Genomic DNA, 18483 nt, shown 5'->3' with positions numbered 1-18483 from the left:
CCGTCCGGGGGCCGAGGTTCGTGCTGCGGCTGAGCCGCCGGGGACTTACGCCTCCAGGGACGTCATCACGTGCTTGATGCGCGTGTAGTCCTCGAAGCCGTACGCCGACAGGTCCTTGCCGTAGCCGGACTTCTTGAAGCCGCCGTGGGGCATCTCGGCGACGAGCGGGATGTGGGTGTTGATCCACACGCAGCCGAAGTCGAGCTTCTTGGACATGCGCATCGCTCGGCCGTGGTCCTTGGTCCACACCGAGGAGGCGAGGGCGAACTCGACGCCGTTGGCCCACGCGACGGCCTGGTCCTCGTCGCTGAAGGACTGCACGGTGATGACCGGGCCGAAGACCTCGTTCTGGATGATCTCGTCGTCCTGCTTCAGGCCGGAGACGACGGTCGGCGCGTAGAAGTAGCCCTTGTCGCCGACCTGGTGCCCGCCCGCCTCGACCTTGGCGTGGGCCGGCAGACGGTCGATGAAGCCGGAGACCTGCTTGAGCTGGTTGGGGTTGTTCAGCGGGCCGAAGAGGACGTCCTCGTCGTCGGGCTGGCCGGTCTTCGTCTCGGACGCGGCCTTCGCCAGCGCCGCCACGAACTCGTCGTGTACGGACTCCTGGACGAGGACGCGGGTCGCGGCCGTGCAGTCCTGGCCGGCGTTGAAGAAGCCCGCCACGGAGATGTCCTCGACGGCCTTGGCGATGTCGGTGTCCTCGAAGACGACGACCGGGGCCTTGCCGCCCAGCTCCAGGTGGACCCGCTTGAGGTCCTTGGAGGCGGACTCGGCGACGGACATGCCGGCGCGTACGGAGCCGGTGATGGAGGCCATCGCCGGGGTGTCGTGCTCGACCATGGCGCGGCCGGTGTCGCGGTCGCCGCAGATGACGTTGAAGACGCCCTTGGGCAGGATCGAGCCGATGATGTCGGCGATCAGGACGGTCGAGGCGGGGGTGGTGTCCGAGGGCTTGAGGACGACCGTGTTGCCCGCGGCGATGGCCGGGGCGAACTTCCACACGGCCATCATCATCGGGTAGTTCCACGGCGCGACCTGCGCACACACACCGACCGGCTCACGGCGGATGATCGAGGTCATCCCGTCCATGTACTCGCCGGCCGAGCGGCCCTCGAGCAGCCGGGCCGCGCCCGCGAAGAAGCGGATCTGGTCGACCATCGGCGGGATCTCCTCGGAGCGGGTCAGCCCGATGGGCTTGCCCGTGTTCTCCACCTCGGCCGCGATCAGCTCCTCGGCGCGCTCCTCGAACGCGTCCGCGATCTTCAGGAGGTACTTCTGCCGCTCGGACGGGGTCGTGTCGCGCCAGGCCGGGAAGGCCGCGGCGGCGGCGGCCATCGCGGCGTCCACGTCCACCTGCCCGGACAGCGGAGCGGTGGCGTACGCCTCGCCCGTCGCGGGGTTGACCACCTCGGTGGTCCGTCCGTCGGCGGCGTCCCGGAACTCACCGTCGATGTAGTTGCGCAGACGACGCAGCTCGGTGCTCACTGCCGGCCTCCTGATCTGGTTCAAGGGTTCACGCTGTCCAGCTGTCCCAGCTGTCCAATCGCTGAGACAACCCAACCCTAGTCTCCGTACCCACGTTTTCAACACCCCCGCCGTCACCAGTTCTGCGAAATCCGCAAGTCTGGGTATCGAAAACAACGAATTTCATCGCCGGGCCCTTGCGAAACTGTCGAGACGTCGTGCACAGTGAGGTCGTGGCCAGTCGAAGCGCAGACCAGAGGGACTCGTCCCGCGAGTCCAGGAACGGCACTCCCCAGCTGGATGCCGTCTCCCTCGCCATCATTCAGCAGCTCCAGGAGGACGGCCGCCGGCCGTACGCCGCGATCGGCAAGGCCGTCGGCCTCTCCGAGGCGGCCGTGCGCCAGCGCGTCCAGAAGCTGCTGGACCAGGGCGTGATGCAGATCGTCGCCGTGACGGACCCGCTCACCGTGGGCTTCCGCAGGCAGGCGATGGTCGGGATCAACGCCGAGGGCGATGTCGAGTCGATCGCGGATGCGCTGACCGGCATGTCGGAAGTCGAGTACGTGGTGATGGCCGCGGGCTCGTTCGACATCCTCGCCGAGATCGTCTGCGAGGACGACGACCACCTGCTGGACGTCATCAACAAACGCATCAGGGCCCTGCCCGGCGTGCGCTCCACCGAGAGCTTCGTCTACCTCAAGCTCAAGAAGCAGACCTACATGTGGGGAACCCGATAACCGTGACCCAGAAGGACCTCAGCCGTACCGCGTACGACCACTTGTGGATGCACTTCACCCGCATGTCCTCGTACGAGAACTCCCCCGTCCCGACCATCGTCCGGGGCGAGGGCACCTACATCTACGACGACAAGGGCAGGCGCTACCTCGACGGTCTCGCGGGCCTGTTCGTGGTCCAGGCCGGTCACGGCCGCACGGAACTCGCCGAGACCGCCTTCAAGCAGGCCCAGGAGCTGGCCTTCTTCCCGGTGTGGTCCTACGCCCACCCCAAGGCCGTCGAGCTGGCCGAGCGCCTCGCCGACTACGCCCCGGGCGACCTGAACAAGGTCTTCTTCACCACCGGCGGCGGCGAGGCCGTCGAGACCGCGTGGAAGCTCGCCAAGCAGTACTTCAAGCTCAAGGGCAAGCCGACCAAGTACAAGGTCATTTCGCGTGCGGTCGCCTACCACGGCACCCCGCAGGGCGCCCTGTCCATCACCGGCCTGCCGGCCCTGAAGGCCCCCTTCGAGCCGCTGGTGCCGGGCGCGCACAAGGTGCCGAACACCAACATCTACCGCGCCCCGCTCTTCGGTGACGACCCGGAGGCCTTCGGCCGCTGGGCCGCCGACCAGATCGAGCAGCAGATCCTCTTCGAGGGCCCGGACACCGTCGCCGCGGTCTTCCTGGAGCCCGTGCAGAACGCCGGCGGCTGCTTCCCGCCCCCGCCCGGCTACTTCCAGCGCGTGCGCGAGATCTGCGACCAGTACGACGTGCTGCTCGTGTCGGACGAGGTCATCTGCGCCTTCGGCCGCCTGGGCACGATGTTCGCCTGCGACAAGTTCGGCTACGTCCCGGACATGATCACCTGCGCCAAGGGCATGACCTCGGGCTACTCCCCGATCGGCGCCTGCATCATCTCCGACAAGCTCGCCGAGCCGTTCTACAAGGGCGACAACACCTTCCTGCACGGCTACACCTTCGGCGGTCACCCCGTGTCCGCGGCCGTGGGTCTCGCCAACCTCGACCTGTTCGAGCGCGAGGGCATCAACCAGCACGTGCTCGACAACGAGGGCGCCTTCCTGCAGACCCTGCAGAAGCTGCACGACCTGCCGATCGTCGGCGACGTCCGCGGCAACGGCTTCTTCTACGGCATCGAGCTGGTGAAGGACAAGCACACCAAGGAGTCCTTCAACGAGGAGGAGACCGAGCGCGTCCTGTACGGCTTCCTCTCCAAGGCGCTGTTCGAGAACGGCCTGTACTGCCGTGCCGACGACCGTGGCGACCCGGTCATCCAGCTCGCCCCGCCGCTGATCTCCAACCAGGAGACGTTCGACGAGATCGAGCAGATCCTGCGGGCCACCCTCACGGAGGCGTGGACGAAGCTCTGAGTCCTCGGCAGCGACCCTGATCATCCGACCGGATGATCGCCCCGGCCCCGGCGCCGTCCGTTCGAGTGAGAACGGCGGCCCGGGGCCGTGTGCTGTCCGGCCTCCCGGTGACGCCTGCCTAGCGTTCCAGTGACCGATCGGCCCAGCCTTCGTTCCCCCGGACGGGGGAAGAGGCACGGGAAAACGGATCAGAACGAGGTGTACGCCCATGGAGGCCCCGCCGGACAACGACGTGCTGTGGACACGTTCCCTGCACTTCAGGCACCCCGACGGCTCGCCCGGCCTGGCCGGGGTCTCGCTCGAAGTGCGTGCGGGCGAGATCCTCGCCGTCAGCGGCCCGCGCGGCAGTGGCAAGACCACGCTGCTGCGGTGCCTGTCCGGCGTGGTCTTGGCCGAGCGCGGCGAGGTCTGGTTCAACAGCGCACCCGTGCACACGATGGGGGCGATGGCCCGTGAGCGGCTGCGCCGCGACCGGTTCGCCTGGATCGACCCGGCCCCCGTGCTCGTACCGGAACTGAACGTCTGGGAGAACGCCGCGCTCCCGCTGATGCTGCGCGGCACCGGCCGCCGCCGGGCCAAGGTGGCCGCGCTGGAGTGGCTGGAGCGGCTGGACGTCGGCGACCAGGCCCGCAGGCGCCCGCACGCGCTGCAGCAGGCCGAGCGCCAGCGCGTCTGCATCGCCCGCGCGCTCGCCACCGGGCCCACCGTCCTCTTCGCTGACGAGCCGACCGCCCCGCTGCACCGCGCCGACCGCGCCCATGTGCTGCGCACCCTCACCACGGCGGCCCGCTCGCACGGCATCACCGTCGTGCTGGCCACGCACGACGGTGAGACCGCGGCCCTCGCCGACCGCACGGTCTCCCTGCTGGACGGGCGACGCGTGCGCACCGTGCACCTGCCGGAGACGTCCGAGACGGAAGGCCGGGCGGCGTGCTCGCTCTCCGTCTGACCCGCGCGGCCCGGCCCGCCGTCCAGCTGCGCCGCCTGCTGGTGGCCGCCGCCTCGGGGGGCACCGGCTTCCTCCTGCTCGGCGCCCTGGGCTACGCGCTGGGCCACCCCGGGACACCGGGCGGGGCCGTGCTGCGCCTGGCCTGGTGCGCGGTTCCGCTCGCCGCCACGGTGTACTTCGCACTCGCGGTGGCGCGCACGGATCCCGGCACCAGCCCCCGCCCGGGCCTGTCGGCCGTCGGCCTGGGCCCGGGTCGTCTGATGGCGATCTCCGCCCTGACGACGGCCCTGTCCTGCGCCCTGGGCTCGATGCTGGCATTGCTGGTCTTCCTGCACCTGCGCGGCGACCTGACGGGCATGCCCTTCGACGGCGCGGCGGCCCAGTTCCTGGCCGCGGACCAGCCCCTGCCGGTGCCGGCGGCCCTGACCCTGCTGGCCCTGGTCCCGGCGTTCGCCTCCACGACGGTGGCCGTGGCGCTGCGCCCCCGGGACCCGCGCCCGCCGGCCGGGACCGCCCGCACCTCCGGCCGCACCGGGTCGCACGGCCGCTCGGCGGCGCAGGGAACGTCCGGGGCGTACGGGAGGTTCGGGGCGCGGTTGCACGCCCCCGCGCGGAAGAAGGCCGCCGCCGCGCAGTCTCCGGCCGGGCCCACCGCGCCCGAGGTCGCCGTCGCGGAGGCCGCCGTCCCGGAAGCGCAGGAACGGGACACCGACGGGGCCGCCACGCTCATGAGCCCCCCGCCGCCCCGCGAAGCCCCCGCCGGCCTCCCGTGGGGCATCACCGTCATCGTCGCGGGCCTCGCCGCACAGGCCTACGCGGGCAGCTCCACCCCCGGCCCCGCCCTCACCGACCTGCCCGTCGAGGCCTTCACCGTGCTGACCGGCTGGATCCTCACCGCTCTCGGGCTCGTCCTCGCCTCCCCCGGCCTCACCCACCTGTGCGGGCGTCTTCTCCAGTCCGTCCGTCCGGGCGCCCTGCGGCTGCTGGCCGGCCGAGGCCTCATGGCGGAGGCCACCCGGATCGGCCGCCCCCTCGGCGTGGTCTGCGCGGTGGCGTCCGCCGCCTACTCCCTGACCGCCCTGTACCACGGACCCGCTCCCACCTTCGGCCCCCTGACCACCCTCGGCGCGCTCGTGGTCACCGGCTGCACGGTGGCGACCCTGCTGACGGCTGCCGTCGAGGCCCGTCAGTGCCGGGCCGACACCACCGCCGCCCTGCTGCGCCTCGGCGCCCCCGCCACGACGCTGCGCAGCGCCGCCGCCCTCCGCGCGGCCGCCCTGCTCGCCGTGTTCGGTCCGCTCATCCTGGTGATCGCCAACCTGGCGGCGCTGCCGATGGCCCACTGAGCCTCGTACGAAAAACTCTTTCGAAGAAAATCTCCGGTCGCCGATGAGTTCTGCGGCGGGCCGGCGTCTAACCCGGCGAACGGCAGCGAACGCTCGGATCCGAGGGAGAGACATGTACCAGCAGATGATCTTCGTGAACCTGGCCACCGACGACGTCGAGGCGTCGAAGAAGTTCTTCACCGCACTCGGCTACACGATCAACCCCCAGTTCAGCACCGACGACTGCACCTGTGTCGTGATCAGCGACACGATCATCGCGATGCTGCTCAGCAAGCAGCACTACGCCACCTTCACGAAGAAGGAGATCGCGGACTCGACGAAGTCCAGCGAGGTGCTGCTGTGTCTGAGCGCCGAGAGCCGCGCGAAGGTGGACGAGCTGGTGGACAGGGCGATCGCGGCCGGCGGCTCCGCCAGCGGCGAGACCCAGGACCACGGCTTCATGTACGGCCGCGCCTTCGACGACCTCGACGGCCACACCTGGGAGGTCATGTGGATGGACCCGGCCGCGGTGCAGGGCTGACCCCTTCCGGGCCGAACGTCCGTGCCTGGCATGGGCGGGTGCATCCCACACCCGCCCAGCCCAGCCGGGCCGCCCATGACCGCGAGATCGAGTCGCTCGCCGAGTTCGACGAGGTCGTCGCCGAGCACGGCTCGCTCGCGCAGTTCCGCCTCCAGGCCGTCGACCTGACGGACCGTACGGACGTCCTGCTCACCATCGACACCACCGGCGCCGTCTTCCTCGGCTGCCCGATGAACCCCCGCGGCGGCCGCCCGCGTCCGGTCGGCCGGTGCTCTGGTGTTCCCGCCTGTCCCGGGACTCCCCTTCGACCCCTACCGCGGTTTCGCCTACACGCCGGGGGAATTGTTCGAGTCCCTCGGCCAGGGCTACGAGGCGACACCGGACGCAGGGGCCTACGCCTGGTACCAGCGCACCAGGGCCGACGGCGACGTCCTCGCCCCGATGCTGCGCGCGATCCACGACGACACCGTCTCCGACGCGCTGGACGAACTCCTCGTCGGCGTCCAGGTGGTGGGCGATGGGGGCACCTCCCGCGCGAGCTGATTTCGAGCGTGGGGGAGGGTGGCCACGCCATGGCCCACGGCACGGACGCGTACGCCGGCGCCGCCCGGCTGGGCCGCGAGCTGACGCGTGCCGGATTCACCGTCGCCACCGGCGGCGGACCCGGCGCGATGGAGGCGGCGAACCTCGGCGCCTACGCCGCGCCCTTCGCGGACGACATGCTGCAGGACGCGCTCCGACTCCTGGCCAAGGCACCGTCGTTCCGGCCGTCCGTCACCGACTGGGCGCAAGCCGCCTTCGAGGTGCGCGAACGCCGGCCCGGCGGCGGGGAGTCGGTGGGCATCCCGACCTGGTTCTACGGCCACGAGCCGCCGAACGCCTTTCGCCGCGCACATAGCCAAGTACTTCGCAACGCCACCCTCCCCCACTCTCGGCTTCGCTCGAGCGGGGGAACCCCCAGGACGGCCTGCCGGCCCGCGCCACCGCCGGCGTGGTGTTCCTTCCCGGCGCCGCCGGCACCGTCCAGGAGATCTTCGACAACGCGACACCGAACTACTACGAGTCGCGCCGCGAACCCACACCCATGGCGCTCGTGAAGGAGGAGCACTGGACGCGCGAGTTGCCGGCCTGGCCGCTGCTGCGGTCGCTGGCGCGGGGGCGGTCGATGGAGTCCCGTATCGCCCTTGTTGACCGGATCGAGCAGGCTCCCGAGGCGTTGAAACGTCTCGGTGGTTAATAAGCAGGCAAAGCCAACGGCCGTCGCGGGCATATGCATTGACACTCCTTATGGAGCGCTTATAAACCTGTGAGCCTCCTGGGGGTGCTGGGGCATCACCTCTTCCCTCGTCCCGGCCTCCCCTCAAGCCCCCCGCAGCACTGCACTCTGTAAAGGACAAACGTTGTCCATAACCCGCCGCAGCGCACGCCGTTCCGTGCGCATCCTGGGTGTTGCCTCCGCCTCCGCCGCGCTGGCCCTCGGTGTCGCCGGGCAGGCGCTCGCCTGCAACATCAGTGAGTTCTCCGCCGAAGCCAAGTGCGACGGCAACAAGGGCACCATCGTCGTCAACGACCAGGACCCCTCCGGCACCCCGGCCACCATCACCGTGTTCTCGAAGAACGCCGCGGGCGTCGAGAAGCAGGTCGGCGAGCCGCAGGAGGTCAAGGGCTCCGTCGTGGGCACCACGGTGACCTTCCAGGAGAACTGGAAGCCGAACGCCACCTACCGCATCCACGTCAAGGCCGGTGACCAGGTCGACAAGGACATCAAGAACGACCTGGTGACCCCGTCCACGGCCTGCAAGAAGGAGGAGTCCCCGACTCCGAAGCCGTCGGCCACGCCGTCCCCGTCCAAGTCCACCCCGGCCGGCTCCGCGACCCCGACGCCGTCGGCCTCCGAGAGCAGCTCCGCCCCGGCGAGCACCCCGAGCAACGCGCCGTCCCCGGCGGCCGGTGACTCGAACCTCGCCGAGACCGGCGCGAACTCCAACACCGGCCTGATCGCCGGTGTCGCGGGCGCCCTGGTCGTCGTCGGCGGTGGCGCGGTCTACTTCGGCATGCGCCGCCGTGGGTCCAACAGCGGCAGCTGACGCCTCACTCCGTACACCGCTGCGGCCCGTCCCCGTATCCCCGGGGGACGGGCCGCAGTCGTGTCCGGCCGTTCACCCGAAAGTGGTCCGTTCCAGCCAGAACTCCAGCAGCTCGCGCTCGCCCAGCATCTCCAGGCCGGGCGCGTCCAGAGGCAGCCGCCGGTAGAAGGCGAGCAGGACCGGGGTGAGCGGGCCGCGCAGGGCGACGGTCGCCTTCTCGTGGCCGCGGCGCCAGCGAACGCCGTCCTCCTCCAGCTCGATGATCCACTCGGCGTTCAGGGCCGGATCGGTGTCGGTGGCGTGCAGGTGCATGCTCCGGCCGGGGCCACGCAGCTCCTGCGCCGCCGGGTGCGCCGCGTTCCGCTGCACCCACTCCACGAGCTGGAGCCATTCGTCCAGGGCGTCGGCGGCGATGTCGGGCGCGACCTCGTAGGGCAGCCCGGCCGTGAGCGCGGCGTCGGCGCGGTGCACGGTGATCTCGCACGCCATGCGCCGGGCCCAGAACCCGGAGTCGAGGATGCCGGCCCACGCCCACACCGTGGTGTGGGGCCCGGCCTCGCGCAGCGCCTCGACGACCCGCTCGCCGGTCTCCGCCAGCCACTTGTCCAGGGCCGCCGCGTCGCCCCGCTCCTCGGGTCCCGCGCCGAACGGAACCTGCTCCTCGGGGATGTTCTCCTGCGCCCGGCTGCGCACCAGGGCGTCCACCCAGCGCAGGGCGCCGCCCATATGGCGTACGAGGTCCTCAAGCGACCAGTCCGGGCAGGTCGGCACGGTGGCGGCGAGGTCCGTACCGGAGGTCACCACTGCCCTCAGCTGCCCCACCTGATGGGCGATTTCATCGCAGTAACGGTCATGTGCGAGCAATGTCATGACCCTCACCCTAGGGGCGCGGTGATCAGCCGAGCACGACGATTTCGGCCACGTCGAACGCGATCCCCACCTCGGTGCCGGCCTCCGGCGCGTCCCGGAGCGTACAGGCCGCCTCCAGGCGCGGGCCGTCGTCCCGGGGCTGGAGACGGACGGCCACATGGGTGCCCCGGAAGGTGCGGGCGGTCACCGTGCAGGGCAGGCCCTCGTCGGCGGCCACCAGCCGTACTCCGGCGGGCCGGACGAGCAGCTGCCGGGTGCCCTGGGGTGCGCCGTCGGGCACGGGCAGCTTGCCCCACGGGGTGTCCGCCGCCGCGCCCTCGACGGTCGCCGGGACGACGTTGTCGAAGCCGAGGAAGCGGGCCACGAACGCGTCCGCGGGGCGCTGCCAGACCTCCAGCGGCGTCCCGGACTGGGCGATGCGCCCGTCCCGCATCACCACCACGCGGTCGGCCAGCGCGAAGGCCTCGCCCTGGTCGTGGGTGACGGCGAGCACGGTCGTACCCAACCGGCCGAAGAGTTCCCGGAGTTCGACCACCAGCCGTTCCCGCAGCGAGCGGTCGAGCTGGCCGAGGGGTTCGTCCAGCATGAGCAGCCGCGGCCGGGGCGCGAGCGCCCGGGCGAGGGCCACGCGCTGCTGCTCGCCGCCGGACAGCCCGGCCACCGCCCGTCCGGCGGCCCCCGGCAGGCCGACCATCTCCAGCAACTGCCCGACCTCGGCGTCCCGTCCGCCCTTCGGCACGCCGTGCATCCGCAGCCCGAAGGCCACGTTGCCGCCGACGTCCCGCTGCGGGAAGAGCTGGTGGTCCTGGAACATCAGCCCGACGCCCCGCCGGTGCGCGGGCACGCCCGCCTGGTCCCGGCCGCCGAGCAGCACCTGTCCCGCGTCCAGGGGCTGCAGCCCGGCCACCGCTCTGAGCAGCGTCGACTTGCCGCTGCCGCTGGGCCCGAGCACACACACCACCTCGTGCTCGGCGACATCGAGGTCGACCGCGTCGAGCACGGGCCGCCCGCCGAAGCGCACGGTCGCGGCCTGGAGGCTCAGCAGCATCAGAACTCCCCCGTCCGGTCCGTGCGCAGCCGCTCCAGCACCAGCAGCGCGGCCGCGCACACCACCATCAGAATCGTGGACAGGGCCATCGCCTGCCCGTAGTTGAGGTCCCCGGGGCGGCTCAGCAGCCGGGCCACGGCGACCGGGAGCGTCGGGTTGTCGGGCCGCGCGATGAACACGGTCGCCCCGAACTCGCCGAGGGACACGGCGAAGGCGAACCCGGCCGCGATCAGCAGCGCCCGCCGCACCAGCGGCAGATCGACCTCCCGCCACACCCGCCAGGGCGAGGCCCCGAGCACGGCAGCCGCCTCCCTAAGCCGCCCGTCCACCGCCCGCAGCACGGGCAGCATGGTCCGTACGACGAAGGGGGCGCCCACGAGCGCCTGCGCGAGCGGGACGAGAATCCAGGACTGTCTGAGATCCAGCGGGGGTTTGTCCAGCGCGATGAGGAAGCCGAAGCCGACGGTGACGGCGGACACGCCGAGCGGCAGCATGAGCAGCGCGTCGAAGCCGCGCACCAGCCGTCCCGCGTCCCTGCGGGCCAGCGCGGCGGCCGCGAGTCCGCCGATCAGTACGGCGATGGCGGTGGCGGCGACGGCGTACTCGAGGGAGGTCCACACGGCGTGCAGCGGCGCCACGAGGAAGGTGCCGCCGTCGGAGTCGGTCAGCGCCCGGTAGTAGCCGAAGCCCGGCGCGTCGAGGGAGCGCCGCACCAGCACGGCGAGCGGCAGGACCAGCAGCAGGGCGATGGTGACCAGGACCCCGGCGAGCAGTGCCCACTGCCCGGCCCCGCGCGGCCGGCGGGCGGTCACCTTCGGGTCGACGAGCCGCAGGGCGGTCTCCCGCCGCCGTACCGTCCAGGCGTGCACGGCGAGGATCGCGCCCACCGCGACGAACTGGACGAGGGTGAGGACGGCGGCCGTCGGCAGGTCGAAGATCTCGGAGGTCTGCCGGTAGATCTCCACTTCGAGGGTGGAGAACGTGGGCCCGCCGAGGATCTGCACCACACCGAAGGAGGTGAAGGTGAACAGGAACACCATCAGCGCGGCAGCGGCCACGGCGGGTACGAGAGCGGGAAGCGTCACCTTCCGCCAGGCCCGCACCGGAGACGCGCCCAGCATCCGTGCGGCCTGCTCCTGCCGGGGATCGAGCTGGGCCCACAGCCCGCCCACCGTACGGACGACGACCGCGTAGTTGAAGAAGACGTGCGCCAGCAGGATCGCCCACACGGTCGTGTCCAGCCGCAGGCCCCACAGGTCGTCGAGGAGCCCGCCACGGCCGACGAGCGCGAGGAACGCCGTACCGACGACGACGGTCGGCAGCACGAACGGGACCGTGACGACGGCCCGCAGCAGCTGCTTGCCCGGGAAGTCCAGGCGGGCGAAGACATAGGCGGCGGGCAGGGCGAGCAGCAGGGTGAGCGCGGTGGAGGCGAGCGCCTGCCAGGTGGTGAACCACAGCACGTGCCGGATGTCCGGCTGTGTGACGACATCCGCCATGCGCCCGAACTGCCAGACGCCGTCCGTCTTCAGCCCGCGCGCGACGATCGCGGCGACGGGCCAGGCGAAGAAGACGGCGAAGAACGCGACGGGCAGAGCCATGAGCCCCAGCCGCGCCGCGCTCCCGCGCGTCCGCCCTTCGGCTACTTCAGTACGAGCGACGTCCACGACTTGACCCACTGGTCGCGGTTGGCGGCGATCTTGCCGGGGGCCATGGTCTCCGGGTTCTTGGCGGCCGGGCCGTACTCGGTGAAGTCGGCGGGCACCGCGGCACCCTGCACCACCGGGTACACGAACATGTTCAGCGGCATGTCCTGCTGGAACTGCTTGGAGAGCAGGAAGTCGATGAACGCCTTGCCGCCCTTGGTGTTCCGGGCGTTGCTCAGCAGCCCGGCGAACTCGATCTGCCGGAAGCAGGTGCCGGTCGCGACGCCGGTCGGTGCGGTGCTCGGCCGCTTCTTGGCGTAGATCACCTCGGCGGGCGGGGAGGAGGCGTAGGACACCACGAGCGGACGGTCGCCACCGGCCTTCTTCCCTTCGGACGAGCCGGAGAACTCCTGGCGGTAGGCCTGCTCCCAGCCGTCGACGACCTTGACGCCGTTGGCCTTGAGCTTCTTCCAGTAGTCCTGCCACCCTCCCCCACTCTCGGCTTCGCTCGAGCGGGAGGTGCCCCCATCCCCGTACTGCGCGGCGCTGCCGAGCAGGAAGCCGAGGCCGGGCGAGGAGGTGGCCGCGTTCTCGGTGACGAGGAGGTTCTTGTACTCCGGCTTGGCGAGGTCGGCGAAGGACTGCGGCGGGGTCAGCTTGTGCTCGCTGAAGTAGGCCTTGTCGTAGTTGACGCAGATGTCGCCGTAGTCGACGGGCGTGACCCGGTGCTTGTCCTTGTCGAGCTGGTAGGCGGCACCGGCGGTGTCCAGGCCCTTCGCCGTGTACGGCTGGAAGAGACCGTTGTCGAGGGCACGGGACAGCAGGGTGTTGTCGACGCCGAAGAAGACGTCGCCCTGCGGGTTGTCCTTGGTCAGGATCGCCTTGTTGACGGCCTGCCCGGCGTCACCGTCCTCCAGGACCCTGACCGTGTAGCCGGACTGCTTCTCGAAGTCCTTGAGTACGTTCTTGGAGACGGCCCACGAGTTGTGGCTGACAAGGGTCACGGTCTTGGAGTCCGTGGAACCCTTGGTGTCCGTCGATCCGCACGCGGACAGGGTGACGAGGCCGAGCCCTATCGTCACGGCCACGAGGGTCTTGTTGTGCACTGGATGTCCTCCTGGGGGTTGGCCAGGAAGAACGCGGCCCCGCCCGGGCACGGACCCGGGCAGGGCGCAACAGCATGAGTGATGACCGAACTTCCTACCCAGAATGACCTGGGCAAGGTTCAGAGGGTCTGCGGCCCGATTGCCGCACTCTCAGCGCTGTGGCGCTCCCCTGTCGGAATATGAAGATGTTGTTGGCGTGGAAAGATTACCGCTCGGTGGCCGCCAGCTGACCACACGCCCCGTCGATCTCCTGCCCACGGGTGTCCCGGACGGTCACGGGCACCCCGTGGGCGGCGATCGCCTCGACGAACGCCTTCTCGTCCTCGGGCCGGGAGGCGGTCCACTTCGACCCCGGCGTGGGGTTCAGCGGAATCAGGTTGACGTGCACGGGCTTGCCCTTGAGCAGCCGCCCGAGCCGGTCACCTCGCCAGGCCTGGTCGTTGATGTCGCGGATCAGCGCGTACTCGATCGACAGCCGGCGCCCGGACTTCTCCACGTACTCGAAGCCGGCGTCCAGCACCTCGCGCACCTTCCATCGCGTGTTCACGGGGACGAGGGTGTCGCGCAGTTCGTCGTCGGGCGCGTGCAGGGAGATCGCGAGCCGGCACTTGAGGCCCTCGTCGGCGAGCCGGTGGACGGCGGGCACGAGCCCGACCGTCGACACCGTGATGCCGCGCTGGGAGAGCCCGAGGCCGTCCGGAGCGGGATCGGTGAGCGCCCGGATGGCTCCCACGACCCGGTTGTAGTTGGCGAGCGGCTCCCCCATCCCCATGAAGACGATGTTGGACAGCCGCGCCGGCCCTCCGGGCACCTCGCCGTCCCGCAGAGCCCGCATCCCGTCGACGATCTGGTGGACGATCTCGGCGGTCGACAGATTCCGGTCGAGCCCCGCCTGCCCGGTGGCGCAGAAGGGACAGTTCATCCCGCACCCGGCCTGGGAACTGATGCACATCGTCACCCGGTCCGGGTACCGCATCAGCACCGACTCGACGAGCGTGCCGTCGAACAGCTTCCACAGCGTCTTGCGCGTCGTCCCCTCGTCGGTCGACAGATGCCGCACGACGGTCATCAGCTCCGGGAACAGCGCCTCGCGCAGCCTGTCCCGCGAGCCGGCCGGGATGTCCGTCCACTGCTCGGGGTCGTGCGCGTACCGCGCGAAGTAGTGCTGCGAGAGCTGCTTGGCACGGAACGGCTTCTCACCGATCTCGGCCACCGCGTCCTTGCGCTGGGCGGGCGTGAGGTCGGCGAGATGCCGCGGCGGCTTCTTGGCTCCGCGCGGGGCGACGAAAGTGAGTTCTCCGGGCTTAGGCATGGCTGTACCAGTGTCGCAGATCAAACTCGGTGACCTGCGGCTGCCGCCTGCTACGACTGTCGTTAGTAGGCATCATCGGTCGCTGCTGAGCGGCCTCGGACGGCCCAGGGACGGCCCAGGGGCGATCACTCGTGGGCCGCCCGCCACTCGTCGAGCCGGACCCTGACCTGGTGGTTGTAGGCGTGCCAGAAGACCTCACCACTGACGGAGGCCCCGAGGGGCGGAAGATCCATCTCCTGCGGCATGGCCGTGATCTCCGCCAGTGCTATGGCGTCCGGCACGCCATCCATACGTATGAAGACCCCGAAGCGCCGGCGACCGATGACCTCTCCGGTGATCTGGGTCCCGACAGGCAGGGTTGTGACGGTTGCCGCCCAGCGCTCCCGCACTGCGTCCGCGGCCAGCACTTCAGGGCCCGTGAGCCACCCGTACTCATCCATCGACAGATCAGGACGCAGCGCGGCCAGAGCCTCAGAGGCGGCCCGAGCTTCGCTGAGGATTCGCCGCTGGGCGCGATCGCTCCACGGGTCGCCCCACACCGAGGCGTGCCCCGACAACGTCGCCCAGACCGGCAGCATCATCTTCGATGGACTCGCAAATCGAACACGTGCTTGAATTTGGCCATGCGATCGTTCCCCTCCGACCTGGCCCAGGCACAGCAGGAATGGAGCGCCACCTACAGGCAGCTCGCCGAGCGGCCGGGCCGTATCGAGCTGCGCCGGCGCCTGTATCGGTTGTCGGCTCAGCTGTTCTTCCATCCCTACCGGCAGCAACGGCGGCCGAGCCCCGCGGCGTGGTGGGAGCTGCGTGACCTGGAACGGTCGGGACGGGACGTGAGTTGAGCGGCTTCATCACCGGATGCAGCTGCGGCCTTGGCGCGACGCGTTCTGCGGTCCGGAAACTGAGGGTCCCCGAATGACGCACGGGACTGCGGGGGCGTATACCCCGGATGATCCTGAAGGTATGTCCGGACCGATTCGCGTGATCGTCCATCCGCCGTCGCCCACAGGTGGCCGACGCGTGCGCATTGACGGCGAGATCCTCGGGCTGGCCCACAACGCGGTCGACCTAGCCGAGTTCCTCCGCCGAGCCGGGCTGGAGATCGACCCTGCCGAGATCGCGGGGGTGCCGTGGATCGACTGGCGCGGAGTGGGGCCGGACCGCTGGTGAACGAAGACAAGTAGCTGACGCCTGACCCTGCCGAGACAGCGCCCTGGGCCAACACGCTTTCCAGGTCTGTTGGTGCCTTGCTGGGAGGAGTACAGGGCCGTTCACCTGCGTTCATGGGCGGGTAAGTGCTGGGACGACCCCCGCGGATGGTCCTGCCTGAACGGCGGTGAACCTCGCCGAATGAGACGGAAACTGAGACGGCCTGGCACAGGGCAAGACCGTCTTCACCTGCTGCGACCTTTCTGATGCGCCCTGCGTAGTCTCCGTGACTTAGTCGCTCCTGCCACGTTGGTCAGGTCCCAGCAAAGGAGATCAACATGAAGAAGCCGGATGACGCTACGGACGTGGACCTGTACAAGATCCTGTCGGATATGGCGCCTCGGGTCTCATCCCTCCACGCCAAGATCAAGGCGGCCCCAGAGGATGGTGACCCGGGCTGGGATAAGCAGAAGGCAGAGGCCATCTGTGAGGAGGCCGCCACCTGGGTCGAGAATGCGAAGACTGTCGAGCTTCCGACGGCCACGGACATCAGGGGCGCACTGACGTTTCCGGTGATGCCGGACTTCGGGGCGCTCTACGCGCAGGCAGGGTTCTGCTACCCGGCTTCTGATTACGACAGGTCTGAGACGCTTGAGCAGGCTCGCCAGCTCAAGGACGCAGCCGCCTCGTTGCAGGCGCAGTTCCCCTACGGAAGTCATAAGGGTTAGCAGTGACCTCGACCGGTTGGAGATCACTGAGCCAGGCGTAAAAGCGTGGTCCGGGAATTGCTACGGGCGCGGTGACACTCAAGGCCAGCGGACTGTTCATGACCCAGTCCAGGGCCGCTGTTCAAGGCCCGCCGAGCGGGCACCCGAAGGCCACAAGGATGCCGCCGGTCACCGCTTTAGGAGCGAGGTGGGGCGATCACGCGCACGGCCTACGGAGTCCGTACCGTGGGCAGTCTGGCATCCCTCACCCCTGCAGACCCCGGTTCCCCGTGAGTCCCCGTCCGTTCTGGCACGAGAATGGCACGGCCACGGGACCGTGCCCAGGGCTCCTTGTGCTCGTCCGCGACCGTCCCACATGCACCGCACCTGAACTATCGACCTGCAGCCCAAGCGACCCCGGCACTCGCCGAGTCGCCCGCACCATCGTGCTCACCGGCTGACACCTGACACGGTTTAACTCATGGCCATTAAATCGGGTTTGTTACGAGTCCGTCTCGGGCACGGGCGGGTGCGACGTAATCCAATCCGGTGGCAGGTTCAGATTGGGCGCGTGGTGGCCCTGCCTAATCCGATCCTTCGGCGGTGGGGGACCGTTCATCGAGACGTTGTCGCTGCCGTAATCCGGGTTCAGACTGCCGCCGCTGCCGCCTTGGTTCACATCACCGTAATCCTGGTTCAGACCGCCATTGCCGCCGCCGCCCTGACCGGCGTCACCACCACCCTGGTTCAGGTTCTGTACCGTGCTCGCCGACTGAGGAGCCGCTTGAGCACCGACTGCTCCCGCCGTTCCGACGAGAAGCGCAGCAATGAAAGATGCGCCCAAAATTCGAGGTATCTGCAGGCGAATATTAGTGGTCATTGCTTTCTCCCTTGAGCGATAGCCTTTCGCATTTCCGAATGCGACGGGTCGAGGATTTCCTGTGACGTTTACACCGGCTCGACGATGGCGCCTCGACGCCTCCTTGAAACAGGTTCGCTCATCTGGAGAAACAGGCAGAACGACGGAAAGTCGGGGCTTGACAGGCTCAGAACGGGAAGTGACGTTCCACGGCGATCCGGCGTCGCTGGGCCGGGTACCGAACCGGTCAACGATTGGCGTCGGACCGCTGTGTCAGCAGATGACCTGCGGCTATAGCAAGATCCCTGCGGCACGGCAGCAGCCACGACAACCCACCACTTCCCCGGCTCCCATCCCGTACGCCGTCGACCCACACCCCGTGGAGCGGGCGTGGTTCATGGCGTCCAGGTGGAGCGCGTCACTGTACGAACGACCTGGACGCCATGGGCCGCGTCTGCTCGGCTCCGCCTGGGTCGACGGCGTATGGGATGGGAGCACCCCACGCACGCCACTACGGTCCCGCAGTCGGCGACGGCGCCCCCTCCATCCCGGTGCCGGCCGATCCCCCGCCGGAGGCAATTGCCTTGACCGCGGGTCGCTCTATGCGGTGATCGACTCATGGCCACCGGCCCTATCCACATGTGGGCGCGCGTCGGCGCAGCGCGGGCGGAGCGGGCCGGAGGCAGGAGCGTCGCCCGCAGCGGAGCCGGGAAGCGCGCCCGGCGGAGCGGAGCGCAGCCGGGGCTTGACGCGGGAGAGAGCATCAAGGCCGTCAGTCAGTACCTCGGGCACACCGACCCGGCGCTGACGCTGCGGGTATACGCGCACCTCATGCCGGATAGCCATGCGCGCACCCAACAGGCAATAGATGTCGTACTCATGACAGAATCGCCCTAATATGTTTATCCGCGCATAATTAGGCGGTTTTCGCCCCAAGGCAGCCGGGGATCATGGACGTGATCATCCATCAGAGAGAGGGCACGGCGCATGGCTCAGGGCACTGTGAAGTGGTTCAACGCGGATAAGGGTTTTGGGTTCATCACCCAGGACGACGGCGGCCCGGACGTGTACGTCCACTTCTCGGCTATCCAGACGTCCGGTTACAAGTCGCTGGAGGAGAACCAACGGGTGGAGTACAGCATCACCCAGGGACCCAAGGGACCGCAGGCCGAAAACGTGGTCCCTCAACGCTAGGTCCCCTGGTCAGCCTCGGACCCGGACGAGGAAGCGGCGAAACGACGGCCCAGAGACGGCCCGGCCGCCCAGGCTAGCCCTCTATCTGCACCGAACACGCAGGTAGGGGGCTGGTTGCTGCC

General features: G+C 69.6%; 18 protein-coding genes, 2 pseudogenes and 1 riboswitch. Of the genes and pseudogenes, 12 read left to right on the top strand and 8 right to left on the bottom strand.

Going from position 1 to position 18483, the window contains the following annotated elements; genetic code table 11:
• Positions 1 to 45: 45 nt before the first annotated feature.
• Positions 46 to 1485: a gamma-aminobutyraldehyde dehydrogenase gene (locus ABZ471_RS02570; RefSeq protein ID WP_359061567.1), complete on the bottom strand. Its 1440-nt coding sequence runs from the start codon at positions 1483 to 1485 to the stop codon at positions 46 to 48.
• 197 nt (positions 1486 to 1682) lie between these two features.
• Between ABZ471_RS02570 and ABZ471_RS02565 the strand changes: the two genes are divergently transcribed.
• The 7 genes and pseudogenes from ABZ471_RS02565 to ABZ471_RS02535 all read left to right on the top strand — a co-directional run bounded on the left by ABZ471_RS02565 (position 1683) and on the right by ABZ471_RS02535 (position 8470).
• Positions 1683 to 2201, top strand: coding sequence for an Lrp/AsnC family transcriptional regulator (locus ABZ471_RS02565; RefSeq protein WP_359061564.1), 519 nt, complete (start codon positions 1683 to 1685; stop codon positions 2199 to 2201).
• Positions 2186 to 3568 carry an aspartate aminotransferase family protein gene (locus ABZ471_RS02560; RefSeq protein WP_359061562.1) on the top strand — a complete coding sequence of 461 codons (1383 nt, stop codon included), beginning with the start codon at positions 2186 to 2188 and terminating at the stop codon, positions 3566 to 3568. The genes ABZ471_RS02565 and ABZ471_RS02560 overlap by 16 nt, the downstream gene beginning before the upstream one ends.
• A 208-nt stretch (positions 3569 to 3776) precedes the next feature.
• Positions 3777 to 4517, top strand: a complete 741-nt coding sequence (locus tag ABZ471_RS02555; protein WP_359061560.1) for an ATP-binding cassette domain-containing protein — start codon at positions 3777 to 3779, stop codon at positions 4515 to 4517.
• The gene (locus tag ABZ471_RS02550) at positions 4499 to 5863 is read left to right on the top strand and encodes a hypothetical protein (protein ID WP_359061558.1); all 1365 of its coding nucleotides are present in this window, start codon (positions 4499 to 4501) and stop codon (positions 5861 to 5863) included. The genes ABZ471_RS02555 and ABZ471_RS02550 overlap by 19 nt, the downstream gene beginning before the upstream one ends.
• Positions 5864 to 5975: 112 nt before the next feature.
• Complete coding sequence (locus ABZ471_RS02545) at positions 5976 to 6383, top strand: VOC family protein (RefSeq protein WP_359061556.1); 408 nt, start codon at positions 5976 to 5978, stop codon at positions 6381 to 6383.
• 38 nt (positions 6384 to 6421) lie between these two features.
• Positions 6422 to 7620 (top strand): annotated as a pseudogene (locus tag ABZ471_RS02540) (Rossmann fold nucleotide-binding protein).
• A gap of 163 nt (positions 7621 to 7783) precedes the next feature.
• Complete coding sequence (locus ABZ471_RS02535) at positions 7784 to 8470, top strand: LAETG motif-containing sortase-dependent surface protein (RefSeq protein WP_359061554.1); 687 nt, start codon at positions 7784 to 7786, stop codon at positions 8468 to 8470.
• Between the two features lie 72 nt (positions 8471 to 8542).
• On the opposite strand, the gene ABZ471_RS02530 is transcribed toward ABZ471_RS02535, so the two are convergent.
• The 6 genes from ABZ471_RS02530 to ABZ471_RS02505 all read right to left on the bottom strand — a co-directional run bounded on the left by ABZ471_RS02530 (position 8543) and on the right by ABZ471_RS02505 (position 15033).
• Positions 8543 to 9340 (bottom strand): maleylpyruvate isomerase family mycothiol-dependent enzyme, encoded by a 798-nt coding sequence (locus ABZ471_RS02530; protein WP_359061552.1) that lies wholly within the window; start codon positions 9338 to 9340, stop codon positions 8543 to 8545.
• A gap of 25 nt (positions 9341 to 9365) precedes the next feature.
• A complete protein-coding gene (locus ABZ471_RS02525) occupies positions 9366 to 10388 on the bottom strand; it encodes an ABC transporter ATP-binding protein (RefSeq protein WP_359061550.1) in 1023 nt (340 codons plus the stop codon).
• A complete protein-coding gene (locus ABZ471_RS02520) occupies positions 10388 to 11989 on the bottom strand; it encodes an iron ABC transporter permease (protein ID WP_359061548.1) in 1602 nt (533 codons plus the stop codon). Before ABZ471_RS02520 ends, ABZ471_RS02525 begins: the two co-directional genes overlap by 1 nt.
• A gap of 41 nt (positions 11990 to 12030) precedes the next feature.
• Complete coding sequence (locus tag ABZ471_RS02515; RefSeq protein WP_359061546.1) at positions 12031 to 13140, bottom strand: thiamine ABC transporter substrate-binding protein; 1110 nt, start codon at positions 13138 to 13140, stop codon at positions 12031 to 12033.
• 73 nt (positions 13141 to 13213) lie between these two features.
• A riboswitch (TPP riboswitch) is annotated at positions 13214 to 13321 on the bottom strand.
• A gap of 24 nt (positions 13322 to 13345) precedes the next feature.
• On the bottom strand, positions 13346 to 14452 hold the full coding sequence (rlmN, locus tag ABZ471_RS02510; RefSeq protein WP_359061544.1) for a 23S rRNA (adenine(2503)-C(2))-methyltransferase RlmN: 1107 nt from the start codon (positions 14450 to 14452) through the stop codon (positions 13346 to 13348).
• 125 nt (positions 14453 to 14577) lie between these two features.
• Complete coding sequence (locus ABZ471_RS02505) at positions 14578 to 15033, bottom strand: hypothetical protein (RefSeq protein ID WP_359061542.1); 456 nt, start codon at positions 15031 to 15033, stop codon at positions 14578 to 14580.
• A 42-nt stretch (positions 15034 to 15075) separates the two neighbouring features.
• Here ABZ471_RS02505 and ABZ471_RS02500 point away from each other — a divergent pair, with 42 nt between their 5' ends.
• The 3 genes from ABZ471_RS02500 to ABZ471_RS02490 all read left to right on the top strand — a co-directional run bounded on the left by ABZ471_RS02500 (position 15076) and on the right by ABZ471_RS02490 (position 16329).
• Positions 15076 to 15294, top strand: coding sequence for a hypothetical protein (locus ABZ471_RS02500; RefSeq protein ID WP_359061540.1), 219 nt, complete (start codon positions 15076 to 15078; stop codon positions 15292 to 15294).
• A gap of 121 nt (positions 15295 to 15415) precedes the next feature.
• Entirely contained in the window at positions 15416 to 15622 is a 207-nt protein-coding gene (locus ABZ471_RS02495; RefSeq protein WP_359061538.1) for a hypothetical protein, read from the top strand.
• A gap of 317 nt (positions 15623 to 15939) precedes the next feature.
• A complete protein-coding gene (locus ABZ471_RS02490) occupies positions 15940 to 16329 on the top strand; it encodes a hypothetical protein (protein WP_359061536.1) in 390 nt (129 codons plus the stop codon).
• A 481-nt stretch (positions 16330 to 16810) separates the two neighbouring features.
• On the opposite strand, the gene ABZ471_RS02485 is transcribed toward ABZ471_RS02490, so the two are convergent.
• A complete protein-coding gene (locus tag ABZ471_RS02485) occupies positions 16811 to 17188 on the bottom strand; it encodes a hypothetical protein (protein ID WP_359061534.1) in 378 nt (125 codons plus the stop codon).
• Between the two features lie 723 nt (positions 17189 to 17911).
• Between ABZ471_RS02485 and ABZ471_RS02480 the strand changes: the two are divergent.
• Both ABZ471_RS02480 and ABZ471_RS02475 read left to right on the top strand, forming a co-directional pair.
• Positions 17912 to 18064 (top strand): annotated as a pseudogene (locus ABZ471_RS02480) (site-specific integrase); the annotation flags it as partial.
• Positions 18065 to 18154: 90 nt separating this feature from the next.
• Entirely contained in the window at positions 18155 to 18361 is a 207-nt protein-coding gene (locus tag ABZ471_RS02475) for a cold-shock protein (RefSeq protein WP_359061532.1), read from the top strand.
• Positions 18362 to 18483: the final 122 nt, after the last annotated feature.

Origin of the sequence: Streptomyces sp. NPDC005728 (assembly GCF_040630895.1) — a bacterium.
Classification (GTDB): Bacteria; Actinomycetota; Actinomycetes; order Streptomycetales; family Streptomycetaceae; genus Streptomyces.
The sequence above is the reverse complement of the archived record's forward strand: the minus strand, read 5'-3'. Positions and strand labels throughout refer to the sequence as shown.

Excerpts from the sequence above, each read along its gene's own strand:
- ABZ471_RS02555 (WP_359061560.1), top strand. The coding sequence starts at position 3,777 with ATGGAGGCCCCGCCGGACAACGACGTGCTGTGGACACGTTCCCTGCAC.
- ABZ471_RS02545 (WP_359061556.1), top strand. The coding sequence starts at position 5,976 with ATGTACCAGCAGATGATCTTCGTGAACCTGGCCACCGACGACGTCGAG.
- ABZ471_RS02530 (WP_359061552.1), bottom strand. The coding sequence starts at position 9,340 with ATGACATTGCTCGCACATGACCGTTACTGCGATGAAATCGCCCATCAG.
- ABZ471_RS02525 (WP_359061550.1), bottom strand. The coding sequence starts at position 10,388 with ATGCTGCTGAGCCTCCAGGCCGCGACCGTGCGCTTCGGCGGGCGGCCC.
- ABZ471_RS02520 (WP_359061548.1), bottom strand. The coding sequence starts at position 11,989 with ATGGCTCTGCCCGTCGCGTTCTTCGCCGTCTTCTTCGCCTGGCCCGTC.
- rlmN (WP_359061544.1), bottom strand. The coding sequence starts at position 14,452 with ATGCCTAAGCCCGGAGAACTCACTTTCGTCGCCCCGCGCGGAGCCAAG.
- ABZ471_RS02505 (WP_359061542.1), bottom strand. The coding sequence starts at position 15,033 with ATGATGCTGCCGGTCTGGGCGACGTTGTCGGGGCACGCCTCGGTGTGG.
- ABZ471_RS02500 (WP_359061540.1), top strand. The coding sequence starts at position 15,076 with ATGCGATCGTTCCCCTCCGACCTGGCCCAGGCACAGCAGGAATGGAGC.
- ABZ471_RS02495 (WP_359061538.1), top strand. The coding sequence starts at position 15,416 with ATGTCCGGACCGATTCGCGTGATCGTCCATCCGCCGTCGCCCACAGGT.
- ABZ471_RS02490 (WP_359061536.1), top strand. The coding sequence starts at position 15,940 with ATGAAGAAGCCGGATGACGCTACGGACGTGGACCTGTACAAGATCCTG.
- ABZ471_RS02485 (WP_359061534.1), bottom strand. The coding sequence starts at position 17,188 with ATGACCACTAATATTCGCCTGCAGATACCTCGAATTTTGGGCGCATCT.
- ABZ471_RS02475 (WP_359061532.1), top strand. The coding sequence starts at position 18,155 with ATGGCTCAGGGCACTGTGAAGTGGTTCAACGCGGATAAGGGTTTTGGG.